A 24009-nucleotide genomic window follows, 5' to 3' on the forward strand; every position below is an offset into this window, starting at 1 on the left:
CGTCTCGGGGCGGCCGGGGCCGGTGTGCCGTCGCAGCCGCAGTTGTGATGTAACCCGCGGTTCGCCCGCTGTTCTCCCGCGGCTGGCAGGCTCCCCGGGTACGAGGCCGGCCGGGGGACCCCGGGATGCCCGGGGGGATTCCGGGGGAGCCCGGGCGCGGCCCGGCTCACGGCCCGGCATCGAGGGGGAACGGCATGGAACGCGGTCCGGCGATCTTCGCGGCAGCCGTTTTCCTGCTGTTCGGAACGGCTCTGCTGGCCTGGACGGGGGCGCGTGCCCGCCGCGGCGCGCCGGTGGCCGAGGACGTGCGCCCCGCTGTGGCCGTACCGCTGGCCCTGCTCGGCGGCGCGACGGCGGTGGCCCTCGGCGTGTGGTGCCTCACGCGGCTCTGAATCCGGGACGTCGGCGAACACATCCGCGAGCCCGACACCGCCCGGCACCGCGGGATTCCGGCCGGCCGGCCCGGCCGAATGCCGACCGAAGCCCGCCGACGCGGTCCTACGGGGGAAACCGGACGTCAGGCGGGGTGCGGCCCCGCGGCCAGACGGCCCCCTGGCCACTCGGGCCAGTGATCGAGACGGATCCGGCGGGGTATCCGGGCGGCAGGAATGGCACTTGTCGGGTTACCGTTCGAGTGGCCGTTGCGGGCTTGTGCCGTTTGACACGGGTGCGGGTTGTACCGTCACACTCCGCAGCGTCGCCGTACTGCGACCGAGTGCCGACCGGAGAGAAGAGCCAAGTTGTCCCCGACTAGCGAGACCGCACAGGGCGGCCGCCGACTCGTCATCGTCGAGTCCCCTGCCAAGGCGAAGACGATCAAGGGCTACCTCGGCCCGGGATACGTCGTCGAGGCGAGCGTCGGGCACATCCGCGACCTCCCGAACGGCGCCGCCGAGGTCCCCGACAAGTACACGGGTGAGGTCCGCCGCCTCGGCGTGGACGTCGAGCACGACTTCCAGCCGATCTACGTCGTCAACGCGGACAAGAAGGCGCAGGTCAAGAAGCTCAAGGACCTGCTGGCCGAGTCCGACGAGCTCTTCCTCGCCACCGATGAGGACCGCGAGGGCGAGGCCATCGCGTGGCACCTCCAGGAAGTCCTCAAGCCCAAGGTCCCCGTCCACCGGATGGTCTTCCACGAGATCACCAAGGACGCGATCCGCGAGGCCGTCGCCAATCCGCGCGAGCTGAACCAGCGCATGGTCGACGCCCAGGAGACCCGCCGCATCCTCGACCGCCTGTACGGCTACGAGGTCTCGCCGGTCCTGTGGAAGAAGGTCATGCCGAAGCTGTCGGCGGGCCGCGTCCAGTCCGTCGCCACCCGACTCGTCGTCGAGCGGGAGCGCGAGCGCATCGCCTTCCGCTCCGCCGAGTACTGGGACCTGACCGGCACCTTCGCCACGGGCCGGGCCGGCGACTCCTCCGACCCCTCGACGCTCGTCGCGCGGCTGAACACCGTCGACGGCAGGCGGATCGCCCAGGGCCGCGACTTCGGCGCGAACGGGCAGCTGAAGAGCGACGTGCTGCACCTCGACGAGGCGAACGCGCGCGCCCTGGCCGCCGCCCTCGCGGACAGCTCGTTCGCCGTCCGCTCGGTCGAGTCCAAGCCGTACCGCCGCTCCCCGTACGCCCCGTTCCGTACGACGACGCTGCAGCAGGAGGCCTCGCGCAAGCTGGGCCTCGGCGCCAAGGCGTGCATGCAGGTGGCGCAGAAGCTGTACGAGAACGGCTTCATCACCTATATGCGTACGGACTCCACGACGCTCTCGGACACCGCCGTCGCGGCCGCCCGGGCGCAGGTCACGCAGCTCTACGGGGCCGACTACCTGCCGGAGAAGGCGCGCGTCTACGCCGGGAAGGTCAAGAACGCCCAGGAGGCGCACGAGGCGATTCGTCCTTCGGGTGATCGTTTCCGCACTCCCGCCGAGACCGCTCTGACCGGCGACCAGTTCCGCCTGTACGAGCTGATCTGGAAGCGGACCGTCGCCTCCCAGATGAAGGACGCGACCGGCAACTCGGTCACCGTCAAGATCGGTGGCACGGCCGCCGACGGCCGGGACGCCGAGTTCACCGCCTCCGGCAAGACGATCACCTTCCACGGCTTCATGAAGGCGTACGTCGAGGGCGCGGACGACCCGAACGCCGAGCTCGACGACCGCGAGCGGCGCCTCCCGCAGGTCGCCGAGGGCGACGCGCTGGCCGCCGACGAGATCACCGCCGACGGCCACGCGACCAAGCCGCCTGCCCGCTACACCGAGGCCTCGCTGGTCAAGGAGCTGGAGGAGCGGGAGATCGGCCGCCCGTCGACGTACGCGTCGATCATCGGCACGATCCTGGACCGCGGATACGTCTTCAAGAAGGGCACGGCGCTCGTGCCGTCCTTCCTGTCGTTCGCCGTGGTCAACCTCCTGGAGAAGCACTTCGGCCGGCTCGTCGACTACGACTTCACGGCCAAGATGGAGGACGACCTCGACCGCATCGCGCGCGGCGAGGCCCAGGCCGTGCCGTGGCTCAAGCGGTTCTACTTCGGGCCGGAGGGCGAAGCCGCCCAGGCCGGGCCGGCCGACGGCGACCACCTCGGCGGGCTGAAGGAGCTGGTCACGGACCTGGGCGCGATCGACGCCCGGGAGATCTCCTCCTTCCCCGTCGGCGAGGGCATCGTGCTGCGCGTGGGCCGGTACGGGCCGTACGTGGAGCGGGGCGAGAAGGACGCCGAGGGCCACCAGCGGGCGGACGTCCCGGACGACCTGGCTCCGGACGAGCTGACGGTCGCGTACGCGGAGGAGCTCTTCGCCAAGCCGAGCGGTGAGTTCCAGCTCGGCAAGGACCCCGTCAGCGGGAACGAGATCGTCGCCAAGGACGGCCGCTACGGGCCGTACGTGACGGAGATCCTGCCCGAGGGCACGCCGAAGACCGGCAAGAACGCGGTCAAGGCGCGCACGGCGTCGCTCTTCAAGTCGATGTCGCTGGACACGGTGACCCTCGACGACGCGCTCAAGCTGATGTCGCTGCCGCGGATCGTGGGAGCCGACGCCGAGGGCGTCGAGATCACGGCGCAGAACGGCCGCTACGGCCCGTACCTGAAGAAGGGCACGGACAGCCGCTCCCTGGAGACCGAGGACCAGCTCTTCACGATCACGCTGGACGAGGCGCTGGCGATCTACGCCCAGCCGAAGCAGCGGGGCCGCGCGGCGGCCAAGCCGCCGCTGAAGGAACTGGGCACGGACCCGGTCAGCGAGCGCCCGGTGGTGGTGAAGGACGGCCGCTTCGGCCCGTACGTGACGGACGGCGAGACGAACGCGACGCTGCGGCGGGACGACGACGTCGAGACGATCACGCCGGAACGGGGCTACGAGCTGCTCGCGGAGAAGCGGGCGAAGGGCCCAGCCAAGAAGACGGCGAAGAAGGCCCCGGCGAAGAAGGCGACGGCCACGAAGACGGCCGCCGCGAAGAAGACGGCGGCGAAGAAGACGACGACGGCCAAGAAGGCGACGACGGCGAAGGCGACGACGGCGAAGGCGACGACGGCGAAGAAGACGGCCGCAAAGAAGACGGCCGCCACCCCGCCCGCGGAGTCCTAGCCCCACCGGAAACGCCGGCACCCTGATCCGCCCGGCCCCGGGCCGACGGCATGAGCGCCCCGCGAGGGGCGCGGGGAACTGCGCGAGCACCCCGATCCGTCCGGCACGGGGCGGCGGCGTGAGCGCCCCGCGAGGGGCGCGGGGACCTGCGCGAGCAACCCCGGCCGGCCGGCACCCGGCCGACAGCGGTGGCCCCGGCCGCGGGGGCGTGGGGCCACCCCGGGGCCCCGCCCCGGGGTTATCCACAGCCCTCCGCACCTGCCGAGCGCAGCGGATAGGCTGGGCGGATGACGCGAGCCGAACAGCCGACTGGCGTGACCGCCCCCCCGAACCCTTCCTACGACGAAGCCCTCGCCGCGGATTCCCGCGAGCGGGCGCTGCGTGCCCTGCTGCGCACCCCCAGGCTGCGCCGCCTGTGGAGCGCCCAGCTGGTCAGCGGCATCGGCGATGCCCTCGCCCTGCTGGTCCTGGTGGTGCTCGCCTTCCAGGCGGCCGTATCCCAGGGCACCTTCGGCACCGGCTACCGCGGCTGGGCCCTGGCCGTGGCCGCCGTGTTCGGGGTCCGGATCCTCGCCACCCTGCTCTTCGGCGCGGTCCTGCTCGGCCCGCTGGCCAAGCTCACCGCCCCCGGCGGCACGCTGGACCGCCGCTGGACGATGGCCGGGGCCGACGGGATCCGGATCGGCCTGTTCGTCGTCGCCCCGCTCTGGCTCGACTGGATCCCGGCGCACGCGCTGACCGCGCTGCTGGCCACCGTCTTCGTCGCCGGCGCCGCCGAGCGGCTGTGGACCCTGGCCAAGGACAGCGCCGCCCCCGCCCTGCTGCCCGAGGCGCCGCCGGAGGGGGCGACCGTACGGCCGCTGCCCGACCACCTCGACGCCCTGCGCCGGCTGACGCTGCGCACGACGTTCGCCACGATGCCCGCCGCCGCGGGCGCGCTGCTCGCCGCGACACTGGTCGGCAAGGTCCTCGGCCTCGGCGTCGACTGGTTCGCCGCGAACCAGGCCGCCCTCGGCTCGTACGTGGCGGCCGGCCTGTTCGCCGCGTCGCTGTCGCTGCTGCTGCCGCTGATCCTGCCCGCCGGGAAGACGCCGCGCCCGCGGTCCCCGCTGGAGGGCCTGCGGGCCCCGAAGGCGGGGGACCGGCCCGACAAGGGCCGTACGGGGGCGATCCCGCTGTTCGTCCTGGCCTGCGCCGCGGTCGCCGGGGCGGTGGCCTGTGCCGCCGCCGTGGCCGTGCTGCACGCCTTCGACCTGGGCGGCGGCCCGGCCACCTTCGCCCTGCTCGTGCTCGGCCTGCTCGGCGGCACCGGCGCCGGCATCCGCGCCGGCCAGTCCGGCAAGGTGCTGCCCACGCTGTCCCGGCGCCGGCTGCTGGCCCTCGCGATCGCCGTGACCGGCACCGCGCTGCTGCTGGCCGGCCTGGTCACGGATCTGGCGACCGGCGTGTTCCTGTCGCTGGTCGCCGGCCTTGCCGCGGGCGTGGCCGCCAACACCGGGCACACCCTGCTCGACCAGGAGACCGAGGAGTTCCGCCGGGCCCGGGCCACCGAGCACCTGCAGGCCGTCGTACGGGTGGCGGTGGCGCTCGGCGCCGTCCTCGGCCCCGTCGTGGCCGCGGGGATCGGCCCGCACCGGCTGGCCTTCGCGGGCCTCGTCTTCGCGTACGGCGGCGCCGCGTACACCCTGATGATCGTCGGCGCGCTGCTGCTGCCGGCCGCCGTCGTGGTGCTCGTCAAGGCCGACGACCGCGCCGGCGTACCGCTGCGCCGCGACGTGCGCGAGGCGCTGCGCGGCGGGGAGCCCGACCAGGCGCCGTCCGCCAGCGGCTTCTTCATCGCCCTGGAGGGCGGCGACGGCGCCGGCAAGTCGACCCAGGTCCAGGCCCTGGCCGAGTGGATCCGCGGCAAGGGCCACGAGGTCGTCGTGACGCGCGAGCCGGGCGCCACCCCGATCGGCAAGCGGCTGCGGGCGATCCTCCTCGACGTTTCCTCGGCCGGGCTGTCCAACCGGGCCGAGGCCCTGCTGTACGCCGCGGACCGGGCCGAACACGTCGACTCGGTGGTCCGCCCCGCCCTGGAGCGCGGCGCGGTCGTCATCTCCGACCGCTACATCGACTCCTCGGTCGCCTACCAGGGCGCCGGCCGCGACCTGTCGCCGACCGAGATCGCCCGGATCTCGCGCTGGGCGACCGACGGGCTCGTACCGAACCTGACCGTGCTGCTCGACGTGTCCCCGGAGACCGCCCGGGAGCGGTTCACGGAGGCGCCCGACCGGCTGGAGTCGGAGCCCGCGGAGTTCCACCAGCGGGTCCGCTCCGGCTTCCTGACCCTCGCCGCCGCCGACCCCGGCCGCTACCTGGTGGTCGACGCGGGGCAGGACCCGGAATCGGTGGCCACCGTCGTCCGGCACCGCCTGGACCGCATGCTGCCGCTGTCGGAGGCCGAGCGGGCCGCCCAGGCCGAGGCCCGCCGCAAGGCCGAGGAGGAGGCCCGGCGCAAGGCGGAGGAAGAGGCGGCGCGCAAGGCCGAGGAGGAGCGGCTGAGGGCCGAGGAGGAGGCCCGCACGGCACGCGAGGCCGAGGAGGCCCGGCGCAAGGCCGAGGAAGAGGCCGCCGAGGCCCGCCGGATCGCCGAGGAGGAGGCCGCCCGCCGGGCGGAGGAGGAGCGGCTGCGCGCCGAGGAGGAGGCCCGTGCCCGGGCCGAGGCCGAGCGGCGGCGCGCGGAGGCCGAGGAGAAGGCCCGCGCGGCGGAGCAGGAGCGGCTCCGCCTGCAGGTGGAGGAGGAGGCCCGGCTGCGCGCCGAGGCCGACGAGCGGCGCCGGGAGAAGCAGCGGCGGGCCGAGGAGGCCCTGCTGAAGGCCGAGGAGGCGCGCCGGCAGGCGGAGGCCCAGGCGGCGGCAGCCGCGGCGGCCGCGGATGCCCGGGCTCCGCAGGCCCCGGCCGAGCCCGCGGCCGCGCCTGCGCCCGCCCCGAAGGTGTCCATGAGCAAGGAACCGCACCCGGACGACGCGGTGACGGTCGAGACCCCGCTGGTCGCCCCGCCGGTCAGGACCCCGGTGGACAAGCGGCTCGTCCGGCCGGACGACGTGACCCAGACCGTGCCGATGCCGAAGGCCGTGCCGATGCCGAAGGCCGACCCGGCGGCGGAGACTTCCGTGCTGCCCGCCGTCGAGGCGTCCGGAGCCGCGGACGAGACGGCTGTACTGCCGCCCGTACGCCCTTCCGGTACGTCCGGTGCTTCCGGCTCGGACTCCCGCAAGGGCGGGGCGGGGGACCGGGCGTCCGCGCCGTCCGTGCCGTCCGGGCGGCAGGCGTACTCCGCCGTGCGGCCGACGGCCCGGCGCCCCGAGGAGGACCCGGCCGACCGGGTGCCGCCGGGCATCTTCCGGGACGCCGGCGACGAGGTGACCCGCGAGCTCCCCGTCCTCGACGGTGAGGGCCGCCCGGACCGGCCGCGCCCCTCCTGGGCGGAGGAGACCCCGCTGGACGACCTGCCGACCCTGGCGGACGAACTGCTGGGCTCCCACCGGGACGACGAGGACGGCGAGGACGGCGAGGGCGGCCCGCGCCGCCGCCGCTGACGGGGTGGTGCCGCGGCCGCGGGCGGCAGGGATTGTCGGCGGCAGGCGCCACACTGGGTGAGCGGCACGAGCGGTAGAGCAGTAGAGCAGTACAAGCAGGTCGGCGTGGACGGCATGGACGGCATGTGAGTCGGCATGGACGGCATGTGAAAGGCGGTGGGCGGGATGCCCGTGTGGGACGACCTGGTGGGCCAGGAGCGGGTACAGGCGCAGCTGGCCGCCGCAGCCCGTGACGCGGACGCCCTGGTCACCGCCGTCGGCGCCGGGCAGGAGCCGCCCGCCGCGTCGAAGATGACCCACGCATGGCTGTTCACCGGCCCGCCCGGCTCCGGGCGGGCCACCGCCGCCCGCGCCTTCGCGGCCGCCCTGCAGTGCACCAGCCCCGACCGCGCCCTCGGCGGCGAGCCGGGCTGCGGGTTCTGCGACGGCTGCCACACCACCATGGTCGGTACGCACGCCGATGTGGAGGTCGTCCGTACGGACCTGCTGTCCATCGGCGTCAAGGAGACCCGCGACCTGGTCCGCCGGGCCCAGCTGTCCCCGGCCGTGGGCCGCTGGCAGGTCATCGTCCTGGAGGACTCCGACCGGCTGACCGAGGGCGCGGCCAACGTGCTCCTCAAGGCCGTGGAGGAGCCCGCTCCGCGCACCGTGTGGCTGCTGTGCGCGCCCTCGATGGAGGACGTGCTGCCCACCATCCGCTCCCGCTGCCGGATGCTGACCCTGCGCACCCCGTCCGTGACCGCCGTCGCCGACCTGCTCGTCCGGCGCGACGGCATCGAGCCCGGCGTCGCCGCGTTCGCCGCGCGCGCCACGCAGGGGCACATCGACCGGGCCCGCCGGCTCGCCCAGGACGAGGGCGCCCGGACCCGCCGCACCACCGTGCTGAAGCTCCCGCTCCGGGTCGACGACGTGGGGGGCTGCCTCAAGGCCGCCCAGGAGCTCGTCGACGCCGCCGCCGAGGACGCCAAAACGCTCGCGGAGGAGGTCGATGCCAAGGAGACCGAGGAGCTGAAGGCCGCGCTCGGCGCCGGGGCCGGCACGAGCGGGCGGATGCCGCGCGGCACGGCGGGCGTGATGAAGGAGCTGGAGGACCGGCAGAAGCGCCGCCGCACCCGCACCCAGCGCGACAGCCTCGACCTGGCGCTGACCGACCTCACCGGCTTCTACCGGGACGTGCTGGCCCTGCAGCTCGGCTCCCCGCTGGCCATCGCGAACGAGGACCTCCGCGCGGACCTCGACCGCGTCGCCCGCACCGGCGGCCCCGAGCGCACCCTGCGCCGGATCGAGGCGATCAGCGCCTGCCGCGAGGCCCTCGACCGGAACGTGGCCCCGCTCCTCGCCGTCGAGGCGATGACGATGGCCCTGCGCGCCGGCTGACACACCGGTTGACCGGTTCACCCGTACGGGCGACCCGGCGGGGACGGGCACGCCCCGCAGGGACGGGGCGGCCACGGGGCGCGCGGCGGCCCGGGGCGGCTCGCGGCGGGCAGCCACCCGGCCGACCGGCCCGGCACGACGTAGGCTCCGGGGATGGACACCCGTCGCCTGCTGCGCACCACCGGAACCGTGATCGCCGCCGCCGGGCTGCTGCTCTCCGGTTGCACCTCGGACGGCTCGGCGGGCTCCCGGGCCGCCGCGTCCGCCACCCGGGGCACCGGGCCGTCGGCCCGGCCGACCGCCGACCCGGCCGCCCTGCGCCCGTACTACGAGCAGAAGCTGGAGTGGCGTGACTGCGGTGTCCCCGGGTTCCAGTGCGCCACCATGAAGGCCCCGCTGGACTACTCCCGCCCCGATTCCGGGCAGGACGTCGAGATCGCGGTGGCCCGCCGCCCCGCCTCCGGGCCGGGCAAGCGGCTCGGCTCGCTCGTGGTCAACCCGGGCGGCCCCGGCGGCTCCGGCATCGGCTACCTCCAGGCGTACGCGGGCATCGGCTACCCGGAGCAGGTCCGCGCCCGCTACGACATGGTCTCCTTCGACCCGCGCGGGGTGGACCGCAGCAGCCCCGTCGAGTGCCTGACCGGCCCGGCCATGGACAAGTACACGCAGGTCGACCAGACCCCCGACGACGCCGCGGAGCGGGCCGCGCTGGTGGCGTCGTTCAAGGAGTTCGCGGCCGGCTGCCAGGAGCGCTCGCGGCGGATCCTGCCGCACGTCTCCACCGTCGACGCCGCCCGCGACATGGACATCCTCCGCGCGGTGCTGGGCGACGAGAAGCTGGCGTACGTCGGCGCCTCGTACGGCACCTTCCTCGGGGCGACGTACGCGGACCTCTTCCCCGGCCGGGTCGGCCGGCTGGTCCTGGACGGCGCCATGGACCCCTCCCGCCAGGCCCTCGACATGAACCGCGACCAGACCGAGGGCTTCGAGACGGCCTTCCGCTCCTTCGCCCGGGACTGCGCCAAGCAGCCCGACTGCCCCCTCGGCAAGGGCAGCCCCGAGGCGATCGCCGAACGCCTGCAGGAGTTCTTCGGCACCCTCGACGCCAAGCCGGTGCCGAGCGGCGACCCGAAGCGCCCGCTCGGCGAGTCCCTCGCCACGACCGGCGTGATCGCCGCGCTGTACGACGAGAGCGCGTGGCCGCAGCTGCGCGAAGCACTCGCCGCGGCGATGGGAGGCGACGGCTCCGGCCTCCTCGGCCTCGCCGACACCTACTACGAGCGCGAGGCGGACGGCAAGTACGCCAACCTGATGTACGCCAACGCCGCCGTGAACTGCCTCGACCAGCCCCCGGCCTTCTCCGGCCCCGACGCCGTCGCCGAGGCCCTCCCCTCCTTCCGGAAGGCCTCCCCGGTCTTCGGCGCGGGCCTGGCCTGGGCCTCCCTGAACTGCACGTACTGGCCGGTGAAGGCCACCGGCGCGGCCCGCCCGCTGACCGCGAAGGGAGCCCCGCCGATCGTGGTGGTCGGCACCCTGCGCGACCCGGCGACCCCGTACAAGTGGGCGGAGTCCCTGGCGGGCCAGCTCGACTCGGGCGTCCTGCTCACGTACGACGGCGACGGCCACACGGCCTACGGCCGCGGCAGCACCTGCATCGACAACGCGCTGAACACCTACCTGCTGGAGGGCAAGCCCCCGGCAAACGGCAAAAAGTGCACGTAACGATCACATGGTTCGGGGCACCCTGTTCGAGCCTGTAGACTAGGCGCCGCTGCTGATGAGCGAACCCCCAGGGGGCCTCTCATCGCCCAGCGGTGCCGCCTTAGCTCAGTTGGCCAGAGCAACGCACTCGTAATGCGTAGGTCTCGGGTTCGAATCCCGAAGGCGGCTCAGAGAAAGGCCAGGTCAGATACCTTCTGACCTGGCCTTTTCTGTTGCTCGGGGCATGACGGGTCACACGGCCGCGGTGCCGTGACTTTGCCTGCGTGAGCGATGCGTGAGCGGAGGGGCCGTCAGCCCTTCTTGGCCGCCTTCTTGGCCTTGGCCTTCTTCTTCCCCTTGGCCTTCGCCTTCGCGGCGCGCTTGGCCTCCTTGGCGGCCTTGCGGACCTGCTCTTCCTGCTCGGCCTTGCGCTGGAGGGGGACCAGCTTGGCGGTGGCCTCGGCGGCGCTCTTGCCGACGTGGGGGAGCACGCTCTGGTAGATGTCGCGCGTGATCCGGGTGTCGCTGTGCCCGAGCGTGTCCGACACGATCTTGATGTCGATATCGGCGGCCAGCATGAGCGTGGCCGCGCCGTGCCGGAGGTCGTGCAGCCGGATCGGCGGCAGTCCGGAGGCTGCCACGAGCCGCTCGAAGAGATCGGTCACCTTGCCCGGGTGCAGCCATGAGCCGTCTTCCTGCGTGAAGACGAGCCCGGTGTTCACCCAGGCCGACCCCCACTCCGCGCGGTCGGCCTCCTGCTGCTTGCGGTGCCGCTCCAGGACGCCGACGGTGTCGTCGTCGAGCGCAACCACGCGGAAGCCGCTGTCCGTCTTCGGCTCGGACGCCTCGACCTCCCACCCGTCCTGGACGAGCTGCCCGGTCACGGTGAGGGAATGCCGGTCGAGGTTGGTCTCCGACCAGGGCTGCCCGCACGCCTCTCCACGCCGCAGGCCGCGGAAGGCGATCAGGTGCCACATCGCGTACAGGCGGTCGTCGGCGACGAAGTCGAGGAAGGCGCCTGTCTGTTCCGGCGTCCAGACCATCACCGGGGAGGGCTTCTCACCGGTCTGTTCCCACTTGGCGACCCGTTCGTCCGTCCACACGAGCGCCTTCGGCTTGCGCACCGGGTCGATCTCGACGTGGGCCGCCGGGTTGAACGTGATGATCTGCTGCCCGATCGCGTCGTTCAAGGACGCGCGGAGCGTGGCCTTCACGTGCTGGCGCGTGGCGGGCCCGGTCACCCGGCGGAAGGCCGGCATCGCGTCGATCGCCGCCTTCAGCGCCTTCCGGCGAGCACGGTTCTCGGCACCCTTCCACGGAATCGTCGCCAACTCCTCTACGGCAGCACGCCGCTGGGCGTTCTGCTCCAGGACCTCGGCATTGCCGTCGGCGATGGCCGTGAACATCTCGCTCAGGTGGCTTACCCGCAGCCGGTCAAGGCGCCGGTGCCCGATGTGCGGCTTGAGGTGCACGCGGATGTCGGTCTCGTACCGGCTGATGCCCGACTTTCGGATCCGCTTGCCCGCCAGCCACCGGTCCAGCCACTCGGCGACGGTCAGGCTGCCGACGAGGTCCTGGCCGGCCTTGAGCCGCCGCCGAGTCTCCTCCACGTCGGGTAGGGGCAGTTTCTCGCCGCTGACCTCGGCCAGCATCTCGGCGACCAGCTGGGTGCCTTCAGGGTCGTCGGCCTCCACGAGCCCCAGGAGGGCGCGTACGTGGTCGAGGTCGGCCTGCGCCGCCTTGGCGTTGGTGTAGCCGCCACGAGCGAAGGATCGGCGACTGCCGTCCTCGTGGGGCGGCAGCTCCTGGCGTATGGAGTACGTGCAGTGGTTCCTGCTGTTGCGCTTGGGGCAGGAAGTGCCGAGTTCTTTGCCGGTCTTGGGGTCGCGGCAGGAGCAACGGCGGTAGGTGGAGCCCTTCAATCGGTGTCTCTTTCGTAGCCTTCGGCGGGGTCGACGTCCGCGAGTGTGTCCGGCAGGTCGGGGAGCGGCTCGCCGTCCGCGGCGATTGCACTGCGCACTTGGCAGAGCTCGTCCTTTGCCCGCGCGGCGCGTTCGGCGAAGTCGGCTTGGGTGCGCAGGGCCTTCGCCCGCGCGGTGTCATCGATGGCTCTCTCGGCCGCCCACCGCTGCCGCTCTTCGCCCTGGACGGCGAAGAGGGCCCTCTCCAGTGCCGAGGCGTGGGCGATGTGGTGGTGGAGCATGCGGTGGTCGGCCTGGTAGTTCTCGTTCAGGCCTGCGAACCAGCGCATCGCCTTCGCGGTGTCGACCGGATACGTGAGCGGGAGCTGCTGGACCTCCTCCACGTAGCCGACCGGGTAGATCAGGCGGAGTGGATGGGTGTACAGGGCCTTGGCCAGCACCATCACCTCGACCAGCGGCAGCACCGCCCGCCGCCCGGACTCCATGTTGGCGATGACGTTGCGGGGGATCGGATACCCGATCTCCTCGCACCGGTCGGCCAGCTTCTGCGCGGTCCACTTCATCTCCTTCCTCCGCCGCCGGACTTCACGGGCCACGTCGGCCATGACTCGGTCGGCCCATTCCGGGACGTCGTCCTCGTTTCCATCATCGAAATCGCTTTGTGTCATGGAGACACATTTGCTTCTTCAGACTTGGTAATCAAGGCCTGGAGTCGAATGCGATGCCGTGTTCGCCGTGGGCTGTGAGGAGAGGAGCGCCGCGTGCGGGACGACGAGAAGGACGGTCCGGCAAAGGGGATGAGCCGGGAGCAGCTGCTGGCCCTTCCCGTGGCCGTTGACCTGGACACCGGCAACCGGGCCTTGGGTCTCGGTCGGAGCAAGGGGTACGAGCTGGCTAAGCGCGGCCAGTACCCGTGCAAGGTGCTTCGGCTCGGCAACGCCTACCGGGTGGTGACGGCCGACCTGCTGAGTCTGCTGGGCCTGGCCGCATGACCGCGTTGGTGCCGCATCGGAGAATCCTGCGCCGAGAGGACACGGAATGCTGGACTGTGGTCGGGGCCGTACGTCCTGTCCGTGCTGCCCCCTCGGCGGGCAATGGCCAGGACCGGATGGGGGATTCTCAGGCCCGGTGATGCCGCAGGCTCCCATGATCGGCGCCGCGCGGAACCACCTGGTGCCGGCCCGCGACCACCGGCGAAGGAGCTGCTCCCTGGCAGGCCCAGCCCACCGCTGAATCCCTACCCCATGACGCGTTCGCCGTGGGCTGTGTGGTTTCTCGGCGGAATGCTGGATCTTCGCGCGCAGGTGTGGCTGTGTTGGTGCTGCGCGCGGAGCGCCGGCATGCGGGAACAGAAACCCCAGCACGCCGAGGCCGGGGAATCACCTGCGGCCAGGTGATCCCTCGCACCAGCGCCCGCCCGGTCCTCACAGACGCATCCGGCCCCGGGACCGAGGCCCACTCCCCACCCCAGCACTGCCCGAAGAGGGCCCGTCGCACCTGCCTGCCCTGACCAAGGAGCCGCCACCCGATGAGCTACGACGCCCGCGAATGGGTGTGGGACCACAGCAGCAGCAAGGGCACCGCCCGCATGGTCCTCGCCCTGATCGCCGACCGGTGCCTCGATCGCCGCTGCATCGCGTACGCGTCCGTGCCCACCCTCATGAAGCGCGCGAACGCCTCCCGTACGGCCGTGCGAGACGCCCTTGCGAAGCTGATCGCCAGCGGTGAGCTGGTGCAGCTCACCGGCCGCAAGGGGCCGCGCGGAGAGACGTACTACCACCTCCCGATCGCCGCCGCCTCCCTCGCCGGCCAGGCAGACGAGGGGGACCGGAACCCGGCCCCCAAGGGGGATCGGAATCCGACCCTGGAAGGACCGGAATCCGACCCCGCTGACGCCTTCACAGGGGGGACGGATAACGGCCCCGGGGACCGGATCACGTCCCCCGGCGGGACCGGAATCCGGCCCTCAGGGGGCACGGATTACGGCCCCCAGAACGGTAGTGAACCAAAGCTGAACGGTAAGAGCAGCAGCTCTGCCCTCCTCATCACCGCAGCCGACTGGGAGATCGACGCCGCCACCCAGGCCTGGCTACGGGACCACGGGCACATCGCCCGGCTCGGAGAGCACGCCCTGCGAGCGGCTGACGAGAAATGGCGCACCTACCGGGCGACATGGCCGCCCCGCCCGGCCGCCGCGTGGGGTGCCGACTGGCGCACCTGGATCACCAGGGAACACGCTCCCGCCGCAGGCCGCCCGAACCTGCGCGCCCTGCCCGGCGGCGGCGCCCCGCTCGCAGGCGGCATGACCCGAGCCGAAGCACACACCGCAGCCCTCCTCGCCGCCCTCGACGAACCGACAGGAACGGAGTAACACACCCCCTTGGAACGCCGCGAAACCGCCGCCATCCTCGCCTACACCGGCCGCCTCGACCCCCGCACGATCCGAACCGACCCGGGCGAGGCCCGCGACCAGCTCGCCCAATGGCACGAGCTGGTCCACGACGTACCCTTCACCACGGACTACGGCTGGGATGTCCGCGAGGCGATACGGGCGCACGTCCTCGACTCGCCCTACCCGATCCTCCCCGTCGACGTCGCGCGCAAGTGGCGCAGCTACCGCCGCGACCGCCTCGACCGGCACACCGACCCCACCCCCGCCGCCGACCCGGACGACCCGGCCGCCTGGCAGGCCGAACTGATCGGTACCCGCAAGGCCGTGGCCACCGGAACGGCCGAGCCCTCGGCACACCGGCAGCTCCCCGCCGGCGGACCGCCCCCCGATGTAGAGGCCCGGCTGCGAGCTATCGGATCGTGCATCCCACCAGCGGCACGCGCCGACTTGGCCCGCTACCGGCCCGCCCGCGCCGCCCGCGAAGCCGCCATCGCGGCAGGACACCCCGACGCCCTCACCGTCCCATGCCACTGGTGCCACGCCCGTGAAGGCGAACCTTGCCGCAGCCGGCGCGTGGGGCCCGACGGCCGGGCCCGCGGGAACGCGCCCCGCGCCATGCCTCACCCGACACGCCTCGACCTCGCCGCAGCAGAACCCGCCCGACAGGGAGCTGCATGACCCACCCCCACACCCTGCCCCTCGCCGTGATCCCCCTCGACCCCGTGCCCCTCCTCGCGATCGTCGCGCCGTTGCTCGCCGCCACCATGCTGCTGACCGGATGGCTCATCCGGCGAGACCGGACCCGTACGGGCGGCAGGCGTTCCGGTAGTGCTGCGGTCAAGGTCGCGGGCCTGGCAGCGGTCGGCTGTACCGCCTACAGCGCGGATACCAGCTGGCGGTTCGCCGCCGACTACCTGGACATGGGCAGCACCGTCGAGCGCGCCTTCATGTTCGCCACCGCCGAGCTGGCCCTGTTCGCCACCGCGCTGATGGCACGCCAGAACTTGAACGGGCCGACGCGGGCACCGGGTGTGCCCGGCGTCCTGGTGTGGGTGATCACCGCAGTGCAGATCCTCCCCGCCTTCGCCGAGTTCGGGCTCGTAGGCGGCACTGTGCGCGCCTTCGTCGGCCCGGTCATGGCAGCGATGCTGTGGCACCTGGCCATGGGCATCGAACTGCGCCACCGCACCCCCGAGGCCGCCTCGCACAGCCTGGCCGCTGTGCTGGTCCGGCAGGCACGCGAACGCCTGCTGGCGTGGTTCGGCATCGCTGACCAGGACGCGGATGCCGCCCGGCTCATCCGCGAGCGCGCCCTGAGCGAAGCGGTCGCCCTGATCCTCCATGCCGAGACGATGACCGATCAGCAGCGCGGCCAGCGACGCGGGCGACGCTTGGCCGATCGCCTGCACCAGGCCCTGGAGCGTGCCGACGTCGACGGTGATCCGCTCCAGGACGAGCTGCTGCTGCGTAAGCTCGCCACCCGCAAACAGGCGCTCGGCCTCGCCTCTCTCACCCTGCCGCCGCGATGGCACACCCCGACCCCGTACCAAGTCCGCGACATAGGTCCCAGCCGCCCGCCTGTCGATTCCCCGGCGAGGCAGAAGGTGATGCGCCATCCGCATCCGTCGCATCCGTCGGATGCGGGCAGAGATGACGCCCACTGGGCTGCCGGCCCGGAACCAGCCGGGCGGGCAGCGGAAACGGCCCGCCCGCACCCGTCAGAGCCGAGCGGCGACCAGCCGCCCCCGACGGCCCGCCCGGAAGCAGCCCGCCCGCAATCTGCCCGCGCGGCTCCCGGAACGCCCTCACGCGCGGCGTCTGGTGTCCGCCCGCCCGAGGGCAGCCCGCTGCCCACGGGCGACACCTCTGGCAGCGCCCCGGGCAGGCGCACGCGAAAACGGGCGGCCCGGAAGAAGCAGGAGGACCGCAAACCCCGCGCCACCGAAGAGGCCATCCTCGACTGCACCCGCCGCATGTACGAGGAGACCGGAAGCGTCTCCCGCGACCGGGTGGAGAACTCCGTCCGCGCCGCCGGCTACACCGTCGCCAGCGACGACGTCGGACGGATTGTCCGCGCATTCAAGAACCAGACCAAGGCCCCATTCAAGGCCGCGCCCAGCAATCCCACCCCTGATCCCGAAGCCGCAAGGCTCCCCTAACCACGCCCCGAGACGGAGACCCCGTGCACGACCCGCATCACCCGGATCCTGCCCCCGACGACACCGGCGCAGCGAGCACGAAGTGGCCTCCGGCGATCCCTCGTTGGCGGCGTGCGTTCGGGATGACAGCGGCTCCTGGCGGAGCCAGTAGTACCCCGAGTCCGACTCAAGTCCGGTCTTCGGGAGTCTCCGCCCCGGGGGTGGCGGAGACGGCCCAGCGCCAGGGGGCGCCGGACCGTGAGGTCGGGGCCGAGGGCAGCCCCGACCAGGACACGCTCCACGCCGTCCAGCGCGAGATCCTCCACGCCGAACGCAGCGCCGAGCCGGCCGCCGGCGAGCCGACGGTGAAGAGCGTCCAGCCAACGATCCGCCGCTTCACCGGCAACAAGCGCGGCGACCGCGTCGGCCCCCTGCGCTTCACCGACGACGAACGCCCCCGCCTCCAGGAAGCAGCCGCTGAGCACGGCTACAAAGGCGAATCCGGCTTCGCAGCCGACATCGTCCTCGCCTTCATCAACGGGCGGTTCGCCGCCAACCTCCCCCTGTCCGAGGACCGCCGTCGCACCCACGTCTTCCGCGCCCAGGTCCTGCGCCAGTGCAACCGCATCGGCGTCAACATCAACCAGATCGCCCGCGCCCTCAACAGCGACCTCACCCCGCCCGACGTACGCCAGCGCCTCGACGAACTCCACGACCTGCTCACCCTGATCGCCGAGGCCCTTCGCGAGCCCGCCGACCCGCAGGAGGCCTGACCGCCGTGATCGCCGCCATCAAGCCCTCCGGCGCCAACACCCGCGGACTGCTCGCCTACCTCTACGGCCCCGGCCGCCACGACGAGCACACCGACCCGCACATCGTGGCCGGCTTCGCCATGCTCGCCATGCCCGACCCCGGCCGCGACGAGAACGCCACCCTCACCCAGCTCGCCCGCTACCTCGACGAGCCCGTCCGGCTCCGCAACAGCGAGTTCGGCAAGAAGATCACCGACTACGTCTGGCACTGCCCCGTCCGCGCAGCCCCCGAAGACCGCCACCTCTCCGACGCCGAGTGGGGCGAAATCGCCCAGCGCATCGTCGCCGCAGCCGGCATCGCCCCCGAAGGCGACGACCTGGCCTGCCGCTGGATCGCCGTACGCCACGCCGACGACCACATCCACATCCTCGCCACCACCGTCCGCGAGGACGGCCGCCGCCCCAAGCTCCACGACAGCGGCATCCGCGTCGGCGACGCCTGCCGCCAGATCGAGAAGGACTACGGTCTGCGCCGCCTGAAGAAGGGCGACCGCACCGGCACCCGAGCCCCCACCCAGGCCGAGATGCACAAGGCCCAGCGCCTCGGCTGGGAGCAGACCAGCCGCGAATGGCTCCAGGACCGCATCCGCACCGCCATCCCCCACGCCCGCACCGCCGAGGAACTCCTCGCCTACCTCGAAGCCGACGGCATCGAGATCAAGGCCCGCCGTGGCCCCTCCGGAGACCTCCTCGGCTACGCCGCCGGCCGCCCGGGCGACCTCAACAAGGACGGCGAACAGGTCTTCCATCCCGGCGGGAAGATCGCCCCTGACCTCACCCTCCCCAAACTCCAGGCCCGCCTCGAAACCGGCCGGCCCGAGGAACACCCCACCGCCCGCCGCAACCGCCCGAACACCGCCTGGCACCAGGCCACCGAAGCCCTCGACAGCTTCCGCACCGACCTCGCCGACGACACCCATGCCCAGGCGCACATCACCGCCCTCGGTGAACTCCTCGAAGCCACTGCCCAGAAAGCCCCCACCCACCTCCGCACCGAACTCCAGGCCGCATCCAAGGCGTTCGCACGCGCCCAGCGCTCCCAGATCCGGGCGGAAGACCGCGCCGCCCACGCCATCCGCAACGCGGCCCGCGACGTCATCCACACCGCCACCGGCCCCGACGGCAGCGCCCTCGCCGCACTCCTCGCGGCCCTCCTGTGGGCGGGCATCATCGCCAACCGCTGGCACGAGGCCAAGGGCCACGCCCACCAGGCTGACGCCGCCCGCCAAGCCCTCCACCACCTACAGGCAGCCGCCGACCAGGCCCTCACCCCCACGCTCGCCGTACTCGAACAGCGTCAGCCAAAGCAGGAGACCCGTCGCACGTTCGCCCACGACGTCCGCGCTGCCGTCCCCAGCCACGCCGACCGGATCCTCACCGACCCCAGCTGGCCCGCCCTCGCCGCCCTCCTGGCCGACGCGGAGGCCCGAGGCCACCAACCCCACCGGCTCCTGAAGGAGGCCGCAGCCCAGCGCGAACTGGCCACAGCCCGCCAGCCGGCCCGCGTCCTGATCACCCGTCTCCAGCACACCAGCCGGGACCCCGCCCCCAACCGCAGCGCTGACGCAGCCCGTCGACGCTCGACCTCCATGGGCGCCCAGGCTCCCACTCACACGGCCAGTGGCCGTCAGCCCGCAGTGCCTACGCCTCCTGCGAGCCAGCAACACCAACACCGCCGATAGCCGCAGTCGCAGCCGCCGGGAGCGGCTTCACAGTGCGCCCCGGCGGTTCGCGGAGGCAGAGCCGATCAGAGGGAGCACCCGATCGGCTTTGCCCGAAACCCAGTAGTCGACCGACCCGACGCGCTCAAGTCGTGTCATTAGGCGAGAGGCAACACGCTCTTCCCCTGTTATCCGATCCTCGGCGGTTACGGTGCCGCCCATGCGCGAGGTCGAATACAAGAGCCACGGCGTCCCACTGGAGGACTACCAGCTCACGCGACGCGACCACCGATGGCAGAAGGAGCTGGAGGGGATCTGTGACCTTGCCAGACGGCAGGTCGATGAACACCTTGCCGAGGTCCGGGCGAATCCCGAGATGGCGGAGCGCCAGCGGGAGAACCTGGAGGAGGTCTGCAAGCTGATGCTGTCGTTCAAGACACCGGAACACATGATCATGCGGTGGAGGGTTCGGCTCTACTGCGGGCACATCGTCGAGACCTCTCGTCACTGCGAGAATGCCGAACACAGCCGCAAGATTCGTTGCCCGGAGTGTGGGAAGAACCCCTCGACGATCGTGGCCTTCGAGCCCCTCGGATTCGCCGGCGAGCCACCCACCCCATCGAAGGCAGCGCCGCCTGCGCCGACAAGACGCAGTCGGGCTGAGCTAGAACGCCGCGTGGCTGCGCTGGAGCAGGAGATCGAACTCCTGCGGACGGAACGAAGCGGGGACTGACACGTCTCTGCTCACCCGATCACGGCGTCGAGGTGCTGTTGCACTGGCGCGAAGAGTCCGTACGGGACGTACCGCGGGATCTCCGCGAGGGTCGCCCAGGCGACCTCGGCTATCTCGTCAGCGTCCGCGACCTGCGCCGTCCCTGCCTCCACCGCGCACGCCACGTATGACACCAGCCGGCCGGTGACGGGGTGGACGCGCTCACCGAGCAGTGTCACCACGGTCACATGCAGGCCGGTCTCCTCCCTCGTCTCCCGTACAGCGGCGGCTTCCCCTGTCTCGCCACGCTCGACCTTGCCTGCCGGGAACTGCCAGGACAGTTGTCCCTCCGCCACGCGGCGTCGCACCAACAGCACCCGCCCCTCGTGGACGACCACGGCAGCGGCGACGGGTTGCTGCTGGACTTCGTCCGGGGAGAGGACTGGTCGCTGCTCACTCACCCTGGCTCCGTAGGTGGGACAAGACGTCGGCGAGCTCCAGGTCGTACCGGTCCTTGTCTCCTTCCCAGCGCGACATCACCGCCACTGCGGCCTCGGCCATGTCTGCTGGTAGACCCGCCGCGCGGAGGGTCTCAGCGATGTCCTTCATCTCCGGTGCCCAGCGCCAAGCGCGTGCGGCCACGCTGGGCAGGTATCCAGGGTCGGAGAGGATGTTGGACGCCATCGTCTGTGCCTCGGCCGTGAGCTCATCGCCGACGCCGTGGGCGTCGGCCAGCGCGTGGGCCACGCCCGCGAGGGTTCGGGCGGCTTTCTGGTAGCTGGCGAACGCCATCTTCAGCGCGGAGGCGGAGCCGACGCTGCCGCTCGCACGGCGGACGTGCAACGCGGTGTCCTTGAACAAGGGCTCCATCGTGTCCACGGCCTGGGCTTCGCCAGCCAGGTAGAGACGAGTAGTCCGTTGGCCACCGGGCGGCGGGCCAAAGATCGCTCCGTCGAGGACCGTGGCGCCGGGTCTGATCTCCTCCGCGATGCGCCGCATGCGCTGAGGGTTGATCGCGTTGGCATCCACGTACACGCCGGCGAAGGCGTGGCCGGCGACCGTGGAGGCCACGTCTTCGGCAGCCTGCGGCGGACAGATCGACAGGACGATCTCGCTGCGCTCCAGCGCCTCGGCGAGCGAGTCACAGGCGGTGGCGCCAGCTTCCTTCGCCCGCCGGTGGGTCGCCTCGCTTCGGCCTTCCGGCACCCACAGCACCTCGTGGCCTGCGGCGACGGCTTGGGCGGCGACCGCCGCGCCCATGGCGCCGGGGTGCAAGAGGGTCACGGTCGTCACTGGCTGCCTCCTGGCGGGAGCTGAGCGGGCATGCGTTCCTGATGAGCAATGATCACCTCACGGAGGCCGATCGCGGCAGGCGATCCGGCCCCGGGGTGCAGCGCGAGCTGACGGCTGAAGTGGCCGATCCGGCGGTCGACGCTCTCTGTGCGGCGCCGGGCACTGACCCCGAGGACCGCGTGGATCTGGGTCGCTGCTCCGTCGATGTCCCCTCGGCCCAGCCGAGCCATCGCCAGGTCCATACGGGCCAGGGACATCTCACCGAGTCGTTGCTGCTCCGGAGGCGCGGACTGGAACAGCTCCACTGCTTCGTCGGCGCGGGCTTCGGCGTCGCTGAGGTGCTGTGTGCCCGCCAGCCACAGGTGCGTGCTGCTGGAGTAGAACAGCTGCTTCTCGACCGGGAAGGCCATCATCCCGCCGGGCAGCTCGTCGCCTTCGACGAGCTGGTCTCGTAGGCGGTCGGCGGCACTGAGGGCCGCCAAGGCGTCGCCGGCCCGGTTGAGCTGGCCGAAGGCACGCGCCTTGATGCTCTCCAGCCGGATCTGCGCCGTGCCGGATTCCGGGGTGAACGCGCCTCCCGAGTCGGCGAGGCGTACGGCGTCTACCGGGCGCCCGTCCCAGTACGCGATGAGTGCCTGGAGCCCGCGCACCCAGGAACGCAGTCCGTTGTGGCCGGCGAGCTCGCCGAACAGGAAGGCGGTGCGGGCTTGTGTCTCGGCCGCGTCATAGCGGCCCAGGTCGAAGCTGGCATTCGCCAGTACGCCGCACAGGACACCGGCGCCTACGTAGAGATCGGAGGTGTACCGCGGTGGCTGACGTCCTTCGAGGAGTTCGAAGGCGCGGTCACGCAGGGCACGTACCTCGCGGAACAGGGGCCCGACGGGCCGGTTGGGGTACGTCATGACGAGGCGGCGGATGTCAGCTTCCAGCTGTTCCAGCGTGTGCGGTCCCACGTTGCTGCTCTCTGCCCTGGCCGCGAACTGCGCCGACTCGTTCGCCGCCGCCATGACGAGGTCTTCAAGGCCGTACTCGGATGGATCCACTGCATTGCGGTCGTCAGCCGCCGGGTGGTGCGGTGAGACACCCGGCTTGGACTCCGCAGGCCCGAGGAGTCGGGCGGCCGGGATGCCCGGGAACATGAACTCGAGGACGCGGCGTCCGACGGTCTGCGGGGTTCGGACCTCTCCGTGCGCGTACCGGAAGAACTGCCGCTTCTCGATCGTCGCCGTCGCGATCGAGGGTGGGCCCTCCAGCTCGGCTAACTGCTTGGCCGCCTGCTCGTACCGCCGCTTGAAGACCTGGTAGTCCTGCCAGCCCCGCTGGTTGATGAGGGTCTGGAAGAGGGTCGGTCCTGATGGCTCCACAGCCGCTCCCACATGCCGGGGTCCTTGTCCGGGATCCACGCTAGACATCAACAGCCGCTGATCGCAGATCTGTTGTCCAGAAATTCCAGGTGGACAGCGAATAGACATCGGTTAGGCACGAAAGGGCCGCGTTCGGCGTTGCTCAGGGCCTCGTTCAGGCAGAGGCCGCCGGGAACACTTCGTCTTCGCCCCGGCAAGACAGCGGCCCAGCGAGGCCGATCCTCCGCCGTGGTTACGCAAGCCAGGTAGCTCAGGAGGCCCGCTCATGGCAGCGCACCACCAGCTCGCGTTCACCGTCGCCCACTCGGCAGCCGGCGCCCAGCAGGCGCGACACCGCGTCGTCGCAGGCATTCGTTCCTGGGGCATACGGCTCGACGAGGAGGCACTGGACGGCATCGAGCTGGCGGCTGGCGAACTGGTCGCCAACGCCGTGCGCCACACCGAGTCGGGGCCGGTCACTGTGAGCGTCTGCCAGGAGGGCCCGGTGCTCGTGGTCGAGGTGCACGACGCGGCGAAGGTGCTGCCGCAGCCGGGAGCCTTGAGCTGGAGCGCCGAGTCTGGGCGCGGTGTGTATCTCGTGTCCGTGCTCGCCGACCGGCACGGTGCTGATCTGACGGCGACGGGCAAGCGCTGCTGGGCGGAGTTCGACCTGCCCAGCAGCCCGATTGGTCAAAGGGCAGATCAGGACAGCGGACGCGATCAGCGACTGCCCTCCGGTCGCGCCAGCGAAGTGGCTGATCGCGCGGCGACGACGGTTCGCACATCAGCAGCCGACTCGTCGTCGCACACCCGGATGCGGGCCAGGCGTCGGACCTTGGTCGCGGCAGCCGACAGGCACTACGCGCGTCATCTGATCGACTGAATACCGCTGATTTGACAGCCAGTTGGGGGCCTAGACTCGTGGGCTTCCCCAGGGCTCCGGCCGATCACGGTCGACCACGGGACACGTCGTCCCCGGTCCTCCACTGGGCCGGTCCCTCGAATCAGCTCCTGTACCAAGTGGAGGTTTTCGCTATGCCCGAGAAGGTCACGAAGGAAAAGGTCCTCGTCTACGTCGTGCGTGACGGGCGCCTGCTGGTGTTCCGCCACACCGACTACTCCTACGAGGAGGTCGGCATCCAGGTCCCCGCGGGCAGCATCCGCCCCGGTGAGACCCCGGAGACCGCCGCTCTGCGCGAGGCCCGCGAGGAGACCGGCCTGTCGGACTTCAAGATCGTCCGCAAGCTCGGCGAGACCGAGTACGACATCAGCCCGTACCGGTTCGAGATCCAGCACCGGCACGTCTTCCACCTGGAGCTCACCGAGCCGACCCCGGAGCGGTGGATGAGCCAGGAGGACCACGACGGCGAGCAGGAGCCGACTCACTTCGAGTGCTTCTGGATCCCGCTGGAGGCCGCGCACATTCTCCAGTCCGGCCAGGGAGCCCTGCTGGGGCGTTTGTCCGACTAGCCACTCACCCGGTCACGGCAGCGTAGGAG

Annotated in this window: 19 protein-coding genes and 1 tRNA gene; 15 read left to right on the forward strand and 5 right to left on the reverse strand. The window is 72.0% G+C overall.

Annotated features, from left to right (window positions below; translation table 11 throughout):
• The first annotated feature begins 194 nt into the window (after positions 1–194).
• The 6 genes from ACIQUT_RS37295 (at position 195) to ACIQUT_RS37320 (ending at position 10426) form a co-directional block, all read left to right on the forward strand.
• Positions 195–392, forward strand: coding sequence for a hypothetical protein (locus ACIQUT_RS37295; protein WP_403569800.1), 198 nt, complete (start codon positions 195–197; stop codon positions 390–392).
• Positions 393–740: 348 nt separating this feature from the next.
• The gene (gene topA, locus ACIQUT_RS37300; protein WP_403569802.1) at positions 741–3578 is read left to right on the forward strand and encodes a type I DNA topoisomerase; all 2838 of its coding nucleotides are present in this window, start codon (positions 741–743) and stop codon (positions 3576–3578) included.
• 287 nt (positions 3579–3865) lie between these two features.
• The gene (tmk, locus tag ACIQUT_RS37305; protein ID WP_403569804.1) at positions 3866–7159 is read left to right on the forward strand and encodes a dTMP kinase; all 3294 of its coding nucleotides are present in this window, start codon (positions 3866–3868) and stop codon (positions 7157–7159) included.
• A 165-nt stretch (positions 7160–7324) separates the two neighbouring features.
• Entirely contained in the window at positions 7325–8536 is a 1212-nt protein-coding gene (locus tag ACIQUT_RS37310) for a DNA polymerase III subunit delta' (RefSeq protein WP_403569806.1), read from the forward strand.
• A 153-nt stretch (positions 8537–8689) separates the two neighbouring features.
• Complete coding sequence (locus tag ACIQUT_RS37315) at positions 8690–10258, forward strand: alpha/beta hydrolase (protein WP_403569808.1); 1569 nt, start codon at positions 8690–8692, stop codon at positions 10256–10258.
• Positions 10259–10352: 94 nt separating this feature from the next.
• Positions 10353–10426 (forward strand) — tRNA-Thr (locus ACIQUT_RS37320).
• A gap of 122 nt (positions 10427–10548) precedes the next feature.
• Here the strand turns inward: ACIQUT_RS37320 and ACIQUT_RS37325 are convergent.
• Complete coding sequence (locus tag ACIQUT_RS37325; RefSeq protein ID WP_403569810.1) at positions 10549–12159, reverse strand: tyrosine-type recombinase/integrase; 1611 nt, start codon at positions 12157–12159, stop codon at positions 10549–10551.
• Positions 12156–12827: a helix-turn-helix domain-containing protein gene (locus ACIQUT_RS37330; protein ID WP_403569812.1), complete on the reverse strand. Its 672-nt coding sequence runs from the start codon at positions 12825–12827 to the stop codon at positions 12156–12158. The genes ACIQUT_RS37325 and ACIQUT_RS37330 overlap by 4 nt, the downstream gene beginning before the upstream one ends.
• 129 nt (positions 12828–12956) lie before the next feature.
• On the opposite strand from ACIQUT_RS37330, the gene ACIQUT_RS37335 reads away from it, so the two are divergent.
• The 7 genes from ACIQUT_RS37335 to ACIQUT_RS37365 all read left to right on the forward strand — a co-directional run bounded on the left by ACIQUT_RS37335 (position 12957) and on the right by ACIQUT_RS37365 (position 19895).
• Positions 12957–13151, forward strand: coding sequence for a hypothetical protein (locus tag ACIQUT_RS37335; RefSeq protein ID WP_402570662.1), 195 nt, complete (start codon positions 12957–12959; stop codon positions 13149–13151).
• Positions 13152–13687: 536 nt separating this feature from the next.
• Entirely contained in the window at positions 13688–14530 is an 843-nt protein-coding gene (locus ACIQUT_RS37340; protein WP_403569814.1) for a helix-turn-helix domain-containing protein, read from the forward strand.
• A 9-nt stretch (positions 14531–14539) separates the two neighbouring features.
• Positions 14540–15229: a hypothetical protein gene (locus tag ACIQUT_RS37345; RefSeq protein ID WP_402570217.1), complete on the forward strand. Its 690-nt coding sequence runs from the start codon at positions 14540–14542 to the stop codon at positions 15227–15229.
• Positions 15230–15315: 86 nt separating this feature from the next.
• The gene (locus tag ACIQUT_RS37350; protein ID WP_403569839.1) at positions 15316–16710 is read left to right on the forward strand and encodes a hypothetical protein; all 1395 of its coding nucleotides are present in this window, start codon (positions 15316–15318) and stop codon (positions 16708–16710) included.
• Positions 16711–16910: 200 nt separating this feature from the next.
• Positions 16911–17462, forward strand: coding sequence for a MobC family plasmid mobilization relaxosome protein (locus tag ACIQUT_RS37355; RefSeq protein ID WP_403569816.1), 552 nt, complete (start codon positions 16911–16913; stop codon positions 17460–17462).
• Between the two features lie 5 nt (positions 17463–17467).
• A complete protein-coding gene (locus ACIQUT_RS37360; protein WP_403569817.1) occupies positions 17468–19183 on the forward strand; it encodes a relaxase/mobilization nuclease domain-containing protein in 1716 nt (571 codons plus the stop codon).
• Positions 19184–19382: 199 nt separating this feature from the next.
• Entirely contained in the window at positions 19383–19895 is a 513-nt protein-coding gene (locus ACIQUT_RS37365) for a hypothetical protein (protein WP_403569819.1), read from the forward strand.
• An 11-nt stretch (positions 19896–19906) separates the two neighbouring features.
• On the opposite strand, the gene ACIQUT_RS37370 is transcribed toward ACIQUT_RS37365, so the two are convergent.
• The 3 genes from ACIQUT_RS37370 to ACIQUT_RS37380 are packed head-to-tail and all read right to left on the reverse strand — an operon-like array spanning position 19907 to position 22531.
• A complete protein-coding gene (locus ACIQUT_RS37370) occupies positions 19907–20335 on the reverse strand; it encodes an NUDIX hydrolase (protein WP_403569821.1) in 429 nt (142 codons plus the stop codon).
• Entirely contained in the window at positions 20328–21167 is an 840-nt protein-coding gene (locus ACIQUT_RS37375; RefSeq protein ID WP_403569823.1) for a DUF1932 domain-containing protein, read from the reverse strand. The genes ACIQUT_RS37370 and ACIQUT_RS37375 overlap by 8 nt, the downstream gene beginning before the upstream one ends.
• Positions 21164–22531, reverse strand: coding sequence for a hypothetical protein (locus ACIQUT_RS37380; protein ID WP_403569824.1), 1368 nt, complete (start codon positions 22529–22531; stop codon positions 21164–21166). Before ACIQUT_RS37380 ends, ACIQUT_RS37375 begins: the two co-directional genes overlap by 4 nt.
• A 265-nt stretch (positions 22532–22796) precedes the next feature.
• Here ACIQUT_RS37380 and ACIQUT_RS37385 point away from each other — a divergent pair, with 265 nt between their 5' ends.
• The gene (locus tag ACIQUT_RS37385) at positions 22797–23393 is read left to right on the forward strand and encodes an ATP-binding protein (protein ID WP_403569825.1); all 597 of its coding nucleotides are present in this window, start codon (positions 22797–22799) and stop codon (positions 23391–23393) included.
• A 152-nt stretch (positions 23394–23545) separates the two neighbouring features.
• Positions 23546–23980: an NUDIX domain-containing protein gene (locus tag ACIQUT_RS37390; protein ID WP_267758472.1), complete on the forward strand. Its 435-nt coding sequence runs from the start codon at positions 23546–23548 to the stop codon at positions 23978–23980.
• Positions 23981–24009 lie beyond the last annotated feature (29 nt).

This window comes from Streptomyces sp. NPDC090445 (assembly GCF_044769385.1).
In the GTDB taxonomy this organism is placed as follows: Bacteria; Actinomycetota; Actinomycetes; order Streptomycetales; family Streptomycetaceae; genus Streptomyces.

Excerpts from the sequence above, each read along its gene's own strand:
- ACIQUT_RS37295 (WP_403569800.1), top strand. The coding sequence starts at position 195 with ATGGAACGCGGTCCGGCGATCTTCGCGGCAGCCGTTTTCCTGCTGTTC.
- tmk (WP_403569804.1), top strand. The coding sequence starts at position 3,866 with ATGACGCGAGCCGAACAGCCGACTGGCGTGACCGCCCCCCCGAACCCT.
- ACIQUT_RS37310 (WP_403569806.1), top strand. The coding sequence starts at position 7,325 with ATGCCCGTGTGGGACGACCTGGTGGGCCAGGAGCGGGTACAGGCGCAG.
- ACIQUT_RS37315 (WP_403569808.1), top strand. The coding sequence starts at position 8,690 with ATGGACACCCGTCGCCTGCTGCGCACCACCGGAACCGTGATCGCCGCC.
- ACIQUT_RS37330 (WP_403569812.1), bottom strand. The coding sequence starts at position 12,827 with ATGACACAAAGCGATTTCGATGATGGAAACGAGGACGACGTCCCGGAA.
- ACIQUT_RS37335 (WP_402570662.1), top strand. The coding sequence starts at position 12,957 with ATGAGCCGGGAGCAGCTGCTGGCCCTTCCCGTGGCCGTTGACCTGGAC.
- ACIQUT_RS37340 (WP_403569814.1), top strand. The coding sequence starts at position 13,688 with ATGAGCTACGACGCCCGCGAATGGGTGTGGGACCACAGCAGCAGCAAG.
- ACIQUT_RS37350 (WP_403569839.1), top strand. The coding sequence starts at position 15,316 with ATGCTGCTGACCGGATGGCTCATCCGGCGAGACCGGACCCGTACGGGC.
- ACIQUT_RS37365 (WP_403569819.1), top strand. The coding sequence starts at position 19,383 with ATGCGCGAGGTCGAATACAAGAGCCACGGCGTCCCACTGGAGGACTAC.
- ACIQUT_RS37385 (WP_403569825.1), top strand. The coding sequence starts at position 22,797 with ATGGCAGCGCACCACCAGCTCGCGTTCACCGTCGCCCACTCGGCAGCC.
- ACIQUT_RS37390 (WP_267758472.1), top strand. The coding sequence starts at position 23,546 with ATGCCCGAGAAGGTCACGAAGGAAAAGGTCCTCGTCTACGTCGTGCGT.